17 protein-coding genes are annotated in these 16,563 nt (G+C 27.1%); 11 read left to right on the top strand and 6 right to left on the bottom strand.

Annotated features, from left to right (window positions below):
- Positions 1-46: 46 nt before the first annotated feature.
- The 5 genes from EJL03_RS05485 (at position 47) to EJL03_RS05465 (ending at position 5,594) form a co-directional block, all read left to right on the top strand.
- The gene (locus EJL03_RS05485; protein ID WP_125152965.1) at positions 47-613 is read left to right on the top strand and encodes a GNAT family N-acetyltransferase; all 567 of its coding nucleotides are present in this window, start codon (positions 47-49) and stop codon (positions 611-613) included.
- A gap of 209 nt (positions 614-822) precedes the next feature.
- Positions 823-1,089 (top strand): metal-sensing transcriptional repressor, encoded by a 267-nt coding sequence (locus EJL03_RS05480; protein ID WP_125153297.1) that lies wholly within the window; start codon positions 823-825, stop codon positions 1,087-1,089.
- A gap of 89 nt (positions 1,090-1,178) precedes the next feature.
- Entirely contained in the window at positions 1,179-3,404 is a 2,226-nt protein-coding gene (locus EJL03_RS05475) for a heavy metal translocating P-type ATPase (protein WP_125152964.1), read from the top strand.
- Between the two features lie 62 nt (positions 3,405-3,466).
- A complete protein-coding gene (locus EJL03_RS05470; protein ID WP_125152963.1) occupies positions 3,467-3,673 on the top strand; it encodes a heavy-metal-associated domain-containing protein in 207 nt (68 codons plus the stop codon).
- Positions 3,674-3,926: 253 nt separating this feature from the next.
- A complete protein-coding gene (locus tag EJL03_RS05465; RefSeq protein WP_125152962.1) occupies positions 3,927-5,594 on the top strand; it encodes a Na/Pi cotransporter family protein in 1,668 nt (555 codons plus the stop codon).
- Between the two features lie 23 nt (positions 5,595-5,617).
- Here EJL03_RS05465 and EJL03_RS05460 read toward each other — a convergent pair whose 3' ends face one another.
- Positions 5,618-5,893, bottom strand: a complete 276-nt coding sequence (locus tag EJL03_RS05460) for a hypothetical protein (RefSeq protein WP_125152961.1) — start codon at positions 5,891-5,893, stop codon at positions 5,618-5,620.
- Positions 5,894-6,047: 154 nt separating this feature from the next.
- Positions 6,048-7,421 carry an aldehyde dehydrogenase gene (locus tag EJL03_RS05455; protein ID WP_125152960.1) on the bottom strand — a complete coding sequence of 458 codons (1,374 nt, stop codon included), beginning with the start codon at positions 7,419-7,421 and terminating at the stop codon, positions 6,048-6,050.
- Positions 7,422-7,602: 181 nt separating this feature from the next.
- On the opposite strand from EJL03_RS05455, the gene EJL03_RS05450 reads away from it, so the two are divergent.
- Positions 7,603-8,136: a 50S ribosomal protein L25 gene (locus tag EJL03_RS05450; RefSeq protein ID WP_125152959.1), complete on the top strand. Its 534-nt coding sequence runs from the start codon at positions 7,603-7,605 to the stop codon at positions 8,134-8,136.
- A 63-nt stretch (positions 8,137-8,199) separates the two neighbouring features.
- Here EJL03_RS05450 and EJL03_RS05445 read toward each other — a convergent pair whose 3' ends face one another.
- From EJL03_RS05445 to EJL03_RS05430, 4 genes are all read right to left on the bottom strand, one after another.
- Complete coding sequence (locus EJL03_RS05445; protein WP_125152958.1) at positions 8,200-9,162, bottom strand: P1 family peptidase; 963 nt, start codon at positions 9,160-9,162, stop codon at positions 8,200-8,202.
- 59 nt (positions 9,163-9,221) lie between these two features.
- Positions 9,222-9,809, bottom strand: coding sequence for an ECF transporter S component (locus tag EJL03_RS05440; RefSeq protein WP_125152957.1), 588 nt, complete (start codon positions 9,807-9,809; stop codon positions 9,222-9,224).
- A gap of 489 nt (positions 9,810-10,298) precedes the next feature.
- Entirely contained in the window at positions 10,299-10,853 is a 555-nt protein-coding gene (locus EJL03_RS05435) for a GDSL-type esterase/lipase family protein (protein WP_164509005.1), read from the bottom strand.
- Positions 10,854-11,005: 152 nt separating this feature from the next.
- The gene (locus tag EJL03_RS05430; protein WP_125152955.1) at positions 11,006-11,644 is read right to left on the bottom strand and encodes a superoxide dismutase; all 639 of its coding nucleotides are present in this window, start codon (positions 11,642-11,644) and stop codon (positions 11,006-11,008) included.
- A gap of 140 nt (positions 11,645-11,784) precedes the next feature.
- Here EJL03_RS05430 and EJL03_RS05425 point away from each other — a divergent pair, with 140 nt between their 5' ends.
- The 5 genes from EJL03_RS05425 to EJL03_RS05405 all read left to right on the top strand — a co-directional run bounded on the left by EJL03_RS05425 (position 11,785) and on the right by EJL03_RS05405 (position 16,419).
- Positions 11,785-12,156 (top strand): GntR family transcriptional regulator, encoded by a 372-nt coding sequence (locus tag EJL03_RS05425; RefSeq protein ID WP_125152954.1) that lies wholly within the window; start codon positions 11,785-11,787, stop codon positions 12,154-12,156.
- Positions 12,156-12,851: an ABC transporter ATP-binding protein gene (locus tag EJL03_RS05420; RefSeq protein WP_125152953.1), complete on the top strand. Its 696-nt coding sequence runs from the start codon at positions 12,156-12,158 to the stop codon at positions 12,849-12,851. The genes EJL03_RS05425 and EJL03_RS05420 overlap by 1 nt, the downstream gene beginning before the upstream one ends.
- On the top strand, positions 12,851-13,615 hold the full coding sequence (locus tag EJL03_RS05415; RefSeq protein ID WP_125152952.1) for a hypothetical protein: 765 nt from the start codon (positions 12,851-12,853) through the stop codon (positions 13,613-13,615). Before EJL03_RS05420 ends, EJL03_RS05415 begins: the two co-directional genes overlap by 1 nt.
- A gap of 385 nt (positions 13,616-14,000) precedes the next feature.
- Entirely contained in the window at positions 14,001-15,617 is a 1,617-nt protein-coding gene (locus tag EJL03_RS05410; protein WP_125152951.1) for a S41 family peptidase, read from the top strand.
- Positions 15,618-15,999: 382 nt separating this feature from the next.
- On the top strand, positions 16,000-16,419 hold the full coding sequence (locus tag EJL03_RS05405; protein WP_125152950.1) for a MotA/TolQ/ExbB proton channel family protein: 420 nt from the start codon (positions 16,000-16,002) through the stop codon (positions 16,417-16,419).
- Positions 16,420-16,563: the final 144 nt, after the last annotated feature.

The following is a 16,563-nucleotide window of genomic DNA, read 5'->3' as shown; positions in this document are numbered from 1 at the left end:
ATAATACAATTTATATATGTTTAATTGTAGATTGGGAGGTATTAATATGTTTATAAATAATTTGCTTAGTAGTGATATTCTTAAAATAACTGCATTTAGAGAAGAGGATGTAGATGTAGTAACAAAATGGTATGAAGACTATAAATTTTTAAGATTTTTTGACTATAATCCTGCAGCTCCATTACATAAAGAAAAAGTAAGACAGTGGCTTTTACAGGAAATTAATAATGAAAATAATTTCTTTTTTGTAATTAGAGATAAAAATGAGGAGGAGATGATTGGATATATAGAAATAGAAGAAATTAATTGGAGTAATGGGGTAGGAACTATAGCTATGGGAATTGGAAATAATTTAAATAGAGGTAAAGGTTATGGGAAAGAGGCATTATCTTTGGTTATGGAGTTTGCATTTATGGAACTTAATTTACACAGACTTCAGTTAATTACAATAAGTTATAATACTATAGCAATTAAATTATATGAGAGTTTGGGATTTAAAAAAGAGGGAGTTTTACGAGAGGCAGTAAAAAGGGATGGTTTTAGATATGATATATATCAATATGGTATACTTTTAAATGAATGGAATAAAGTAAGGGATAAAAAGGATAGATAACAATTCTATCCTTTTTATAGTTATTAATTTATTAGGTAGTGTAATGTGTAAGAATAAAAGATTTTATATAGTAAAAATGTTTTAAGGATGTTTTAGAGTGCTAATTATTAAACAGTTATGAAGTTACTAAAATTATATTGAAAATTATTATCATTTAGTATATAATAAAAACATGACACCCCACTATGGGGGGGAGAGGAATGAAAAGAATGAATGAAGAAAAGAAAAAAGCACTACAGTCACTAAAAACATCAAAAGGACAGATAGAGGGAATAATAAAAATGATAGAGGAAGGAAGATATTGTATAGATATTTCTAATCAGATAATAGCAGCACAGGCTCTTTTAAAAAAAGCTAATATGCTTATACTAAAACAACACTTAAATCATTGTGTAAAGGATGCTTTTATTCATAATTCAGGAGAAGAAAAAGTGGAGGAAATAATGGGTGTATTACATAAACTTATTGATAAATAAAGGAGATGCAATTTAAATAGAGGTAATAATTGTAGAAAAAGTAAATAATAATACAAAATTTAGAATTACTATAGGGTAGGAGGAAATATATGAAAAAAGAAATTCTTAATATTGAGGGGATGACATGTGCAGCTTGTGCTAAAGCAGTAGAAAGAGCATGTATGAAAGTAGATGGTGTTTTAGAGGCTAATGTAAATTTCGCCACTGAATTGCTCAGTGTAACACTAGAGAATGATAAAATATTAGAAGTGAAAAAATCTATAGAGAAAGCTGGTTACAAGATTGTAGAAGAAATTACAGTAGATGTGCATGGTAAAAGAAAGGAAAAAGAAATAAAAATTATGTGGAAAAGGTTTTTGATTTCCGCTATATTTACAGTGCCATTACTTATAGTATCTATGGGGCATATGATGGGACTTGATATGCCAGATACTATAGATCCTATGATTAATCCTAAAAATTTTGCATTAATACAACTAATACTTACATTACCTGTTGTGATTATGGGGAATAAATTTTATAAAGTGGGGTTTAGACTACTTTTAAAAAAAGAACCTAATATGGATTCTTTAATAGCAATTGGAACATCAGCCGCAGTTTTATATGGTATTTTTGCTATATATAAAATTTTACTAGGAGAAGTACATTATGTTTTTAATTTATATTTTGAGTCTGCTGCTGTGATATTAACTTTAATAACCTTAGGTAAATATTTAGAGTCAGTAACTAAAGGGAAGACATCCGAGGCTATAAAAAAATTAATGGGATTAACCCCTAAAACAGCTCATATAATAAGAGGTGAAAAAGAAATAGAACTATCTATAGATAAAGTGCAGGTTAAGGATATAGTGATTGTAAAACCTGGTGAAAAATTACCAGTAGATGGAGAAATTATAGATGGAAATACTGCTATAGATGAATCTATGCTTACAGGAGAAAGTATACCTGTTGAGAAAAACAAAGGTGATAAAGTTATTGGTGGTAGTATAAATAAAAATGGTTATATAAAATATAAAGCTACTAAGGTTGGAAAGGATACTACTCTTTCCCAAATAATTAAATTAGTTGAAGATGCACAAGGAAGTAAAGCACCTATTGCAAAAATGGCAGACATAATAGCAGGATATTTTGTACCTATAGTTATAATTTTAGCTATAGTATCTTCTCTAGCTTGGAAAGTATATGGAGAAAGTAATTTGTTTTCACTTACTATATTTATATCTGTACTTGTGATTGCATGCCCATGTGCTTTAGGATTAGCTACACCAACAGCTATAATGGTAGGTACTGGAAAAGGAGCGGAGTATGGTGTTCTTATAAAGAGTGGTGAAGCTTTAGAAACAACACACAGAATAAATACTATAGTTTTTGACAAAACAGGAACAATAACAGAGGGAAATCCTAAAGTTACAGATATAGTAGTTTTAAATAATATAGAAAAGAATGAATTGCTAAGAATTGCTGCAAGTAGTGAAAAAGGATCCGAGCATCCATTAGGAGAGGCGATAGTTAAATATGCAAAAGAGAGGAATATAGAGTTAAAAGAAGTAGAGGAGTTTGTTGCTATTTTAGGTCAGGGTATAAAAGTTAGCATTGATGGAAAAATAATATTATTAGGAAATAAAAAGTTGATGAAGGAAAATGATATAGATTTAAACCAAATACAAAATACATCAGAAAAATTAGCTCAGGAAGGAAAAACACCTATGTATATATCTATAGAAAAAAAGTTAGCAGGAATAATTGCGGTAGCGGATACTGTTAAATATAATAGTAAAAAAGCTATAGAAAAACTTCATAAAATGGGAATAGAAGTTTTTATGATAACAGGTGATAATAAGAGGACTGCACAGGCTATTGCTAGTGAAGTGGGAATAGACAAAATACTTGCAGAAGTATTACCAAAAGATAAGGTAAAAGAAATTGAAAAACTTCAAAGTCAGGGTAAAAAAGTTGCTATGGTGGGAGATGGTATAAATGATGCACCAGCTCTTGCACAATCTGATGTTGGAATAGCTATTGGTTCAGGAACAGATGTAGCTATAGAATCTGCGGATATTGTGCTTATGAAAAGTGACTTAATGGATGTACCAACAGCTATATTTTTAAGTAAAAAAACAATAAAAAATATTAAAGAAAATTTATTTTGGGCTTTTGGATATAACACTATAGGAATACCAATAGCTATGGGAGTACTTCATATTTTTGGAGGACCTCTTTTAAATCCTATGATTGCGGCAATGGCTATGAGCTTTAGTTCAGTTTCAGTTTTATTAAATGCACTAAGATTAAAAACTTTTAAGCCATTAGATTAGATTTAAGTGACTTAATATAGTCTTTAGATAATAGTTTTATATTTAGAAAGGAGATTTTAAAAATGAAAAAAACTATGTTTATTGAGGGAATGAGTTGTATGCATTGTGTAGAACACATAAAAGAGGCTTTAAAGGAAATTGGGGGGAACAATATAGATGTTAGCTTAAGCTCTAAAACAGCTAAAGCTGAATTTAATGAAGATGTAACTGATAATAAAATAAAGCAAATAATAGAGGATTACGGATATAAACTTATAAATATAGAGTAATATGGAAAAACTAATTACTTTTAATTTTAGATTGTTGAAAAACTCCATGCATGTGCATGGAGTTTTTCAACAATATCTAACAAATACTACTTATAAATGAATGCAATGTTTAGTAAATAATTTGAACATACTAATATAAATAATATGAAAAGGTTCTATGTTAAATGTATGTTAATTGGAAGTAAAATATATGTATTTTTAGTTAATTTAATGTATTATTAATATGAAAAACTTAATTGAGAGGAGCTTGAAGATGGATGTTTTATCTATGACCATAGGTCTTTTTGGGGGACTTGGATTGTTTCTTTATGGAATGAAGCTTATGGGGGATGGACTGGAAAACACAGCTGGAGATAGGCTGAAAATTTTTTTTGAAAAGATAGTTTCAAATCCTTTTAAGGCTATTTTAACTGGAGCTATTGTTACAGCAATTATTCAAAGTAGTAGTGCTACTACAGTAATGGTTGTAGGTTTTGTTAATGCAGGATTGATGGATTTGTATCAGGCAGCTGGAGTTATAATGGGAGCAAATATTGGAACAACTATTACAGGCCAATTAGTAGCTTTAAATCTTACATCTGCAGCACCTGTGTTTGTTGGATGTGGTGCATTAATAGTATTGTTTTCAAAGGGAAATAAAAGTAGAGAAATTGGTAATATAGTATTAGGTTTTGGACTTTTGTTTATTGGTATGCAGACAATGTCATCTTCTATGGCACCACTTGCTAAATCAGAAGGATTTAAAAGCTTAATTGCTACATTATCGTACAATCCTTTTTTAGGGGTATTAGTTGGTATGGCTCTTACAGCACTTGTTCAGAGTTCTTCGGCAACTATCGGTATTTTAATTGCATTAGGAAAAAATGGACTACTACCTATACATGTTGCATTACCTGTACTTTTTGGAGATAATATAGGAACCTGTGCTACAGCACTTTTATCTAGTATAGGAACAAATAAAAATGCGAGAAAGGCAGCAATTATTCATTTAACTTTTAATTCTATAGGAACATTAATATTTTTAATACTTTTAAGTCCTATTACTTCTTTAATAAGTAGTATTTCACCTAGTGATGTTGCCAAACAAATAGCTAATGCACATACGTTATTTAATGTATGTAATGTTATTATACAAGCACCCTTTATAAAAATATTAGTTGGGTTTGTGAATAAAGTTATACCTGGTGATGGTAAAGATGAAAATCTTGGTATTCAATACATAGATGATAGATTATTAGAGACACCTGTAATCGCAGTAGGACAATGTTCTAAAGAAATAGTAGAGATGGCAGCTAAAACTAAAAATAATTTTAAATTAGCAGTGGAAGCTTTACATACAGAAAATGAAGACACTATAAAAAAAGTTGCAGAATATGAGGACTTAATAGATTTATTAGAAGAAGAGATAACTAAATATTTAGTTAAACTATCCAATACAGAACTATCAAAACAGCAAGTTGATATTGTTACATCAATGTTTCATGTTGTTAAAGATGTAGAGCGTATTGCAGATCATGCAAAAAACATAGCAGATTTGGCTTTAGAAAAGAAATCTAAAAGATTAGTTTTTTCTAATGAGGCTATGAGTGAAATAGATGAAATTTATAAATATACGATAGATGCTTTAGATAAATCTATGGCGAGTTTTCAACGTAATGATGTAAGAATAGCAAAATCTGTGTATGAAATAGAAGAAAAGATAGACAGCTTAGAAGATCTTTTAAGAGATAATGATATAAAAAGATTGAATTCCTCAGCTTGTGAGGCGAGGGTAAGTGCTATTTATTTAGATATAATAAGTAATTTCGAAAGAGTAGGAGACCATTCTTTAAATATTGCAGAAGCTGTTCTTAGAATTCATAATCTAAGTAAATTAGATGAAAATTCTACTGGAAGTCAAAAGACTGTTGGAAATAAATAAAAAGGTGCTTTATTGGCACCTTTTTATTTATTATCATTATTATTTTCTTCCATAGCTGTTTCATCTAAATTAATTTGAAAATCTGTATCATCAGTTTCATCATTATTACTACAACATGTGTTCTCATTAGATGTTGTGTTATTAAAGTCCAGTTCCTCTATTTCAATGATTCCACAGTTTTCTTCAGATTCCTCATTATTGTAGTTTTTATGTGAAAATTTCTTGTATATATAGGTTCCTAAACCTACTGCGGCTGCAAACATTGCAGTACGTAGCATGAAATTATTTCTTTTTTTCATAGTTAAACCTCCTTTTAGTTAGTAGCTAATGTATTCATATTATATATTGTACATATAAAGAAAAAAGTTTTAAATCTAAAACTATTATAATCATTTTACTATTAATTCCTAGCTTTTACAATGATAATGTATTAAAAAACTATTAATTTTGATATCATAGTATTTTTTTAATAAAACTTATTGGAGTTTTATATGGAGGATATTTTAATTTTAAATCTAAAAAGTAGTTTTTTTCCATAACTGATTTTTTATGAGAAAAGCTATCGTAACTATATTTCCCATGATATTTTCCCATGCCACTATTACCAACTCCTCCAAAAGGAAGATAGGGTGATGATATTTGTGATAAAGTTTCATTAATGCAAACACTACCAGAAGATGTATTTTTTAAAACAAAATTTATTTTTTTATTATCTTTAGAAAAAAAGTATAAAGATAAAGGCTTTGGTTTGTTATTTATAAATTGAACTACTGAAGACAAATTGTCATATTTAAATAATGGAAGTATAGGTCCGAAAATTTCTTCATTCATAATACATGAATCTAAAGGTGTATTTATTATTAATGTAGGAGATATATAAAGAGAAGTTTCATTATATTTTCCTCCAAATATAACTTTACCATAATTCATATAATTTATAAGTCTTATATAATGTTTTTTATTTATTATCCTTCCATAATAGGTACTTGAAATAATATGGGTACCATAGAATTCTTTTATAGTTATTTTTAATTCTTCAATAAATTCTTTTAAAATATTTTTATGTATAAAGGCGTAATCTGGTGCTACACAGGTTTGGCCTGAATTAAAAAATTTACCCCAAATTAATCTTCTAGCTGCTGTTTTAATATTTATATTCTCATCTATTATGCAAGGGCTTTTTCCACCAAGTTCTAGTGTTACTGGGGTTAAATTTTCGGAAGCTTTTTTCATAATTAATTTACCCACAGTATTACTGCCAGTAAAAAATATATAATCCCATTTATAAGATAATAATAAATTAGTTTCTTCTATGCCACCTTCATATGAGTAAATAAAAGATGAAGAAAAGTTTTTGTTTATGATATTAGTAATGACTTTTGAAACATTATTAGATATTTCAGATGGTTTTATTATTATACAATTTCCAGCGGACATAGCACCTATTATAGGAGCGAAAATTAAATGGAAAGGATAATTCCAGGGGCCTATAATTAAAATATTACCATAAGGTTCCTTAAGTATGTAACTTTTACCTGGAAAATGAATCCATGGAGTTTTAACCTTTTCAACTCTACACCATTTTTTTAAATGGCTTATAGTATGATTTATTTCATTTATTACAAAGCCAATTTCGCTTATATAGCTTTCAAATTTGGATTTATGCAGATCTTTTGAAAGAGCATTAAATATAATATTTTCATTTGATAATATTAATTGTTTTAATTTTCTTAATTGCTTTATTCTAAAGGATATATCTAATGTTGCACCTGAATTGAAAAAAATATGTTGATTTTTGATTATATTATCAATATTTTCTTTACTCATAAAATTCACCTCAAAATCTATTGTATTTTACATCATATCATAAAAGAACTTACAAAAGAACAGGCTTTATGTGAAACAATTGTAAACTTTATTATAAAAATGAATAATCTTTCCAAAACTATGTTATAATTTTAAATATATATAGCACAAAATTTTATAAAATACTAAGGAGGGTATATACATGGAAACAGTTCTTATGGCATCAGAAAGAAAGGAAAAGGCGAAAATTTCAAGAAAAAAGGGGTTAATTCCAGGTATAGTATATGGTAAAAATACAGAAAATTTACTAGTTAGTTTCCAAAAAACTAATCTTATGAATACATTAAAATCTAAAGGAGAAAAAGCAAAAATAAATTTAGATTTAAATGGTAAGAAAATGAGAGGAATAATAAAACAGGTTGAAAGAGAGATATCAACAGGTAATATAATTCATATAGATATACAGTCCATAAATAAAGATGAAGAAGTTAAGTGGTCAATTCCTATATCATTTTCAGGAAAAGAAGCATTACAAAACAAAGACCTATATGTTCAGGTTTATTCAAATGAAATCGAGGTTGATGGTATTGTGGCTCAGATTCCAGATAATATAGAAATAGATGTTAGTAAAATGGAATTTGGACAAGAAATAAAAGTTAAAGATCTTAAAATAGATGATTCTATTAAGATATCAAAGGAAGAGGATGCTATTTTAGCTGTGATTACTAATGCATAGTATGTAAAAAGCAATTGATAATGGGTTTTATAATTCATTATCAATTGCTTTTTGTAATAAAATTTATTTAATATCTTCCATGCAAATATATCCATGTAGAGAGGAAGCATTCTTTATTGCTTTAATAATTGCTTTTTCTACCACATAAGCTGCCAAAGATCCTAATACATTTACATCTGCTTCTATTTTACCTGTGCACATAGTAAATATTGTGTCTCCATCAAACATAGAATGAGCTGGTCGTATAGTTCTACCATAACCATTATGTGCCATGGATGCTATTTTAGTAGCTTCAGATTTTGTAGCTATTGCATTAGTGGTAACTACACCTATAGTGGTATTTCCTGAAAATAGGTTTTTCTTTTCCTTATATTTTGAAATCATAAATTGTTCTGTATTTATAAAAGTTTTATTTTTATTTATTGCACCAGCAATTATTTTTCCTGTAGTAGGATCAATAACATCACCTAAACAGTTTACTGAAATTAATGCTCCAATTTTCAAATCACCAATTTTAATACAGTAAGAGCCTAGACCACCTTTCATAGAATGATTAGGACCTAAAATTTTACCTATGGTAGCCCCCATGCCGGCCCCTACATTACCTTGAAAGTCCTTAATATTATTTTCTGAATTAATACATGCTTTATATCCCATATCTTTATCAGGTCTAATTTTATAGTCACCTATAAGTAGGTCAAACAATACAGCAGAACATACTATAGGAACTTTAGTAACGGATACATCAAAACCTATATTATGTTCTTCTAAATATTCCATAACTCCACTAGATGCATCCAATCCGAAGGCACTACCGCCGGATAAAGTTACAGCATGGATTTTTTGTACCAGGTTTATTGGGTTAAGAAGGTCTGTTTCTCTAGTTCCTGGAGCACCTCCACGGACATCTACTCCAGCAGTAGCTCCTTCTTTGCAAATTACTACAGTGCAACCAGTGGCACCTTCTATACTTTGGGCATGACCTACTTTTATCCCATCTATCTCCATAAAATTTATTTCTTCCATAAAAATCACCTTTTAAAATTATTTTAAAGTCTCCTGACAATTGTCAGGAGACATATGTTTTATCTTTTTATTTTTTTTATGGCCATTATTACAGGAATGGTTATTAAAATAGATAGTATAGCTTCAGGAATGCCATTAGCTATGCCTAATCCAATAATAGCTTTTTTTGCTGCAGGTAAGCTAATATTAAATGTCTTAGCATACCTTTCAATATATATTAAATACATTGAACCTAATACACCAATAGTGTTAAATAATGAACCAATAGCTGCTCCTATACCTATTCTTAAAACTTTAAATTTTGATGATATTAAAGTATAAGAATAATATGAGATAATACCTATAATAATTCTAGGTATTATTGATACCAAAGGATTCATAAAAACAAATGAAAGTGGAGTTGGATTCATAATAGCGTTTATAACACTAAATATGCCAAATATAAGACCGATTAGACCACCTACTACAGGCCCTTCAAGGATAGCCCCTATTATTACTGGCACATGCATTATAGTAGCATTAACAGGTGGAATTGGTATAAAACCTAGTCTAGTTATTCCTAGAAGGATAGATATAGCAGACAACATACCAACTACTGCCATTTGTCTAGTATTAAGTTGGGAAATTGGTTTTAATTTTCTTTCCATAAAAGTACCCTCCGTTCTTATTCCTATAAAAGGATATAATTCAGACTTTTCTTATTAAACTTAAAATGTTCAGTTTCATAAGAATACCGACGAGAACATTTTAACATGATTTAAAATAAAATTAAATAGTTTTGTTAAAAATTTATCAAAAATTTTTTGATGTTTTAGAGCTAATTATGTTCTTACACTATAAATTAATATGTAGAACTATGGTACTTAAAATTGATATATGTATAATAGTGGGGTTGAATACCTAATATATTATTAATAATAATGGGTTATTTTTATTTGTTAGATAAAGATTTAAATCTTTATGTTTTAGTAAAAATTCTTAAAAAAATATAATATTTAACTTATATAGTAAAATACCAAATATCTATTTAATATAAATAGTATAGGATATTAACCACTAATATAAGGATAATTATAAGGTATTAATGTTGTGATATAAATTTGTTAAATGAGAAGTAAAAAAATATTGGTTATAGGCTAGAAATTAACTATTTTAGACATTATTTTATGACCCTCCTTACTAGGGTGTATACCGTCAGTATATAGTAAATCATTTAAAATACGGCTATTTTTATAGAGTTTAAAGAAATCGAAAAATTTAATGTTGTTAATTGTACAGTAGTTTAAAAGTAAGTCCCTATATATTTGTATTTTGTTATTAACTTCATCATAATCTATAGAAGCTTCCCAATATTTTTCAGCCATATCTTTATGAACTGGAATTTGTATCCCTACTATAGGTATAATTTTATGTTTAAAAATGTCTTTAATAATACATTTCATATTACTAAAAACTTTATCCACTGGGCGGTTTAATAGAAAATCATTGGTACCACCCATAACAAAAATATGAGAAGGGTTTAATAAAATAGCAGTTTCATATATTCTAAAAAGCATACCAGAGGTGGTATCACCGTTTAAACCTTTATTTATAATTTTTGTATTAGAAAAGTTTTTACTTATACTAACCCAACAATCATAATGGGGAACACCATACCCATAAGTTAAACTATCTCCTAAACATACAATCAATTTTATATTACCTCCTTTATATCCATAGAATAATAAGAATATACCATATACTATGCATTTAAGAAAGTCATTAAGATGAAGTAGGATTTATATAAAGTAAAACGTAAAAAATTAAGTTGCCAACAAATATTGTTAGCAACTTTTTATTAAATTTAATAAAAAATTGAAGGGTGATAAGTATTATAAGTGCATCTTTGCATAGTCATGGAACAATAAGTTTTAAACCTTTTATTTACTACTTCCCAATTTATGTTTTTAAAAAAAGTATCTATATATTTTTTTCTGTCTATTCCGAAATCTATCATATAAGCATGTTCATAAACATCCATTATAAGCAGTGGGAATGAAAGCCATATGGCTCCAACATCATGGGCATCTGAACCAATAACATGCAATTTACCATCCAAAGGGTCTATAACTAAAATAGCCCATCCTCTTACAGCAAGACCTACATTTTTAAAGTATTCTTTAAAATTTTCTAGATTAATAAAATCTCTTTTTATTAATTGTAGTATATCTCCATTAGGAGTATTATTACCATTTGTAATATTTTCAAAATATAGCTGATGAAGTTTTACACCGTCTAGAGCAAAAGTTTCACCTAGTTTTAAAGACCTCATAGGACTATAAGTTTGATTTCCTTCTCCTAAATCCTGTGCATTATTTGGTACACTCCATATTTCATTTAATTTATTAATGTAACCTTCATATAATTTGTAATGCTGCTGAAGCTGATTTAAACTTATTCCCTTTACAGTGGTAAAGTTATATATTGTTGGTTTTATATTCATTTTAAACTCCTATTTATTGTTATTTCATATTTATATTATGAAATATATATATATAATGTGAAAAACTATTGACGATAACAATGACCTAGTGTATTATAATGATAGTACACTAGAACGATGGAAGGGAGGAAATAGTACATATGGGAATACGCTTTGATGATAAAACTCCTATTTATATTCAAATAATGGACTATATAAAACAAGGTATTGTATCAGGAAAATTAAATAGAGGAGATAAATTACCTTCTGTTAGAGAAATGGCCACAAAATTTAGAGTTAACCCTAATACCTTACAAAGGGCTTATCAAGAATTAGAAAGACAGGGGATAACTTATACTCAAAGGGGGACTGGAACTTTTGTGAAGGAGGATGAGAATATGGTAGATGAATTGAAAAACAATTTAGCATCAAATATTGTAAATTCTTTTATAGAAGGTATGAAGAAAATAGGGTTTTCCAATGAAGATATAATAAAGGTTATTTCTAAGAAGTTAAAGGAGGAAAATAATTAATGGATAGTATATTAAAAATTACCAATTTAACAAAAAGTTATTTGAATAAAAAGGCGTTAAATTCAGTTAGTTTAGAAATTATAAAAGGAAAAATAGTAGGAATATTAGGTCCTAATGGTAGTGGAAAAACAACTTTATTAAAGATTATTTCAGGTGTATTAAAAGAATCTTCAGGAGAAATATTAATAGATGGAAAAACACCAGGTGTAGATACAAAATCTATAGTTTCTTATTTACCGGATAAAAATTTTTTATATAAATGGATGAAAATAAAAGATGCGATAGAATTTTATAAAGATTTTTATAATGACTTTGATGAGAAAAAGGCAAGAAATTTATTAAAATTTATGAAATTAGATGAGGAAAGTAAAGTAACAAGTTTATCTAAAGGTATGATGGAGAAATTAAATTTAACATTAGTGCTTTCAAGAAATGCAGAACTTTATATTTTAGATGAACCGTTAGGGGGAGTGGATCCAACTACAAGAGAAAAAATATTAGATGCTATAGTTGAAAACTATAGTGAAAATAGTTCTATTTTAATTACAACTCATCTTGTAAGCGATATAGAAAGATTATTTGATGAGGTATTATTTATTTCAGATGGAAGTATTATATTAAGCGGTAATGCAGAAGAATTGAGAAATAAAGAGAGAAAATCAATAGATGAAATATATAGGGAGGTTTTCGAATAATGGCAAAACTAATTAAATACGAAATGAAAGGCTCTTTTAAAGAATTTTTAGGATTGATATTAACTATTATTGCTGCTAATGTACTATTAATATTTAAAAAAGGTGTTTGGAAAGAGGAAACAATTATTTTATTATCCTGTGCTATCGTTGGTATATCTTTAGTAATAATTTTTTCTTGGAATATAAAAGTATTTAGTAAAGAATTGAATGATGACACAGGATATTTATTATATACGCTTCCTGTTTCTAGTAATAGTTTGCTTGTATCAAAATTAGTTACAGCTTTTATACAATTTTTAAGTATATTAATTTTAAATTTTATTTTTATTTACTTTATGTTAACAAGTAAAATTTCCATAAATTTAATTGGAGCTATACGTAGTGTAAATCCAATTTTTATCACAATAAAAATATTTAATAGCATAGTAGGATATGTAGGGTTTTTATGCGTTATTTATTTTTCTATAACATTAAGTAAAGTGGCACTTAAGAGGAAAAAGAAGCTTAGTAAATTAGGTTCATGGATAGTATTTATAGGAATATGTTTAGGAATATCTAGTTTATCTGAAATGTTGGAGAGATTAATTCCTTATTCCATACCTATAAATGTAATGAAATTTAATTCAAATATAACAATAAATTCGTTTAAGGTTCAATCTTTAACTGGTGATTTATATATTGTTTCAATAATTTTAGATGTGGTTGTAGCAATAGTATTTTTCCTTTTAACTTCCTATTTAATAAGAGAAAAACTAGATTTATAAATGAGGTGAAATTATGAGTTTAACTATAGCTATGTGTTTAATAATAGTAAATGTAATAGGTTATAAAAAAAGGAAAAACAGATATTTGGTATTTAGTTTAATAGCATTGATTATTATTTTGTTACTGAGTATACTATTAAAGCAACAAATTACTTGTTTTACAAGAAATATTTTAAATGGGAGTTTACTTATATTTATATATACTATCTTCTGTTGCCCACTCATTAATAAAAAAAATGAAGCTGTTTAAAATTCTTATAAATTATTTAATATTGAAATTATATAATTAATTTAAATACATACCATAAAAATCCTTAAGTAATATATTTTATTATGTTAAGATTTTTATGGTATAATTTTTATTAAAAGGAAGGTGAGGGTTAATATGAAACACAAACGTGGTAATAGGATATTAGGCATTGTATTTACATTAATGTTTACATTTATATGTGGTATATCCAGTAATGTAGTACATGCATCATCTACTAATTCTGATTCTGCAATAGACCAAGTTAGATATTTAATAAGAAATGGTTATATAAAAGATGTACCAAAAGAAATACTAGAAAAAGATAATATAAAGGATATAGTAAAAGGGGTAGGAGATCCTTATACTGAATATTTTAGTTCGGAAGATTTCAAAGATTTTACTAATGCGGTAAATAATACAGTTTGTGGTATAGGTATATATAATGAGGAGGATATTGAAGGAATTAGAATTAAAATGGTAATGGATAATTCTCCAGCTAAAGAAGTAGGAATAAAGCAAGGGGATATAATTACTAAAGTTGATGATAAAGTACTTAAAGGAGTAAAATTAGAAGACGCTATAAAATATTTAAAAGGTGAAGAAGGAACAAAAGTAAAGTTAGTTATAAAAAGAGGAAAGGAAATTTTAATTTTTTCTGTAGAAAGAAAAAAAATTGAAGTGCCTACTGTTCAATGGAATATATTGGATAACCATATAGCTTACATAAAAATCCAAACATTTGGTATGGATACACCTAAATTATTTTTAGATGCTGTAAATGAAGTGAAGGACAAGGTTGATAGATATATTATAGATTTAAGAAATAATACTGGAGGATATACTAATTCTGCATATAATATTGCTGGTAATTTTATAGGAGAAGATACAGCTATAATTATGAAGGACAAAGGTGGAAATGCTGTGGAATACAAAGGTGTAAATCATGGTTATGTAATAGACAAGCCAACTATATTTTTAATAAATGATTATACAGCCTCTGCATCAGAATTATTGTCTGCAGCTATAAAAGATTATAATAAAGCATTTTTTATAGGCATAAAAAGTTTTGGAAAGGGAATACAACAAAGTAGTTTCCCACTTTCTGATGGAGGAGTATTAAAACTTACAACCCATAGTTTTTATTCTCCAAAAGGTAGTACTATACATAAGGTTGGAATAATACCGGATTTAGATACAAAGGATATGGACCCTTTGCTAGTAGCTAAACTATTGTATTCAGGTAAAGAAAAAGAGGATAAAACAGGATTATTGAAGGTGAAATTAGGTAATGAGTATTTCCTAATAGATTTAACTAAAGTTACAAACAAAGAATATTATAAAGGTATTAATTATATAGTAGATAAAGCTGAAAATAATGAAATTTATTTAGGAACTTCAAATGGTTTTAATAAAACTACTAAGGAATTTGTAAAAAATGAGAGAAGTATTTATTTTAATAATATAAAAAAATTTAATAAATTAGTAAAGAATAAACAGAATAATAATTTCATAATAAAATTTAATATGGATTTAGATAAAAAAACTATAAATAATGAAACTATAAAACTTGTAAATGAAAACACATTTGATGAATTAGATATAGAGTGTGTAATAGATGACAAAAAAGTTATAGTTACTCCAAAAAAAACAGCAACACTTTCAGGTAAGTATTGTTTAATAGTAGATAATATAAAATCAAAAGATGGTAAGATACTAAAGGAAAAAACATCCGTATATGTAGAATTTAAATAATTAAAAATATAGAGGATAAAACATTAATATGTTTTATCCTCTATATTTTTTTACCTTTTCTTCTTTAACAGAGGGGATAACCTATTGGCTAACATTTGTTTTTGGTATAATAAAATTCTCCTTTTATGAAATTTTTATTATACATGGAATTGATTTAAATATATTATTTTAATAAGTTTAGAAAAAATATTTTATATGGATACTTAGCTTATTTAATTGCATTTTTGAACTTATCAATATAGAATAATGAAATTATGTATACTTGTCAATCTAACTGATACATATATAATGCACAAAAAGTTTAAAAAACTTTAATAATGAAAGGAGCATAAATATGTTAATATATAGATACAAATTAATATTACAGGGAGGTAATTGTAGTATGAATAATATGAATTATTCAAATGATATATATGGATGGGATAAATTATCAAAAATTATGTTTGTATTAGGAGTAGCACTTATATTTACTAAATATGGAATTATAATAGGGATAGCTTTAGTTATTTATTCATTTATAAGAACTAGGTCACGTAATATAAATAAAAGAACAGAAGAAATGTTTTACTATGAAAGATTTGAAGGAAAGGTAAAAGAATATTTTCATAATCTGGGAAGTGGCAATTTCTTGTATAATGTTAAATCAAGAATTAATAGTGTTAAGCAAAGATTTAATACTAAAAAACATTTTTTAGTTACAAAGTGTCCTAACTGTTCTCAGAAACTACGATTACCAAAGAATAAAGGAAATATTTTAGTTACTTGTCCGAGATGTTTATTTAAATTTAAATTAAGAACGTAGTATATTGTAAAGTAGTACTTTTAATAGGTACTACTTTAATTTTGTATATACATATCAATAGTGATACATATCAATAGTGATATATATCACTATTGATAATTAAAAATATAATGATATAATTTATATATAAGTGGAACAATATTT

It is taken from the genome of Clostridium rectalis (assembly GCF_900626095.1).
Classification (GTDB): Bacteria; Bacillota; Clostridia; order Clostridiales; family Clostridiaceae; genus Clostridium_AS; species Clostridium_AS rectalis.
The sequence above is the reverse complement of the archived record's forward strand: the minus strand, read 5'-3'. Positions and strand labels throughout refer to the sequence as shown.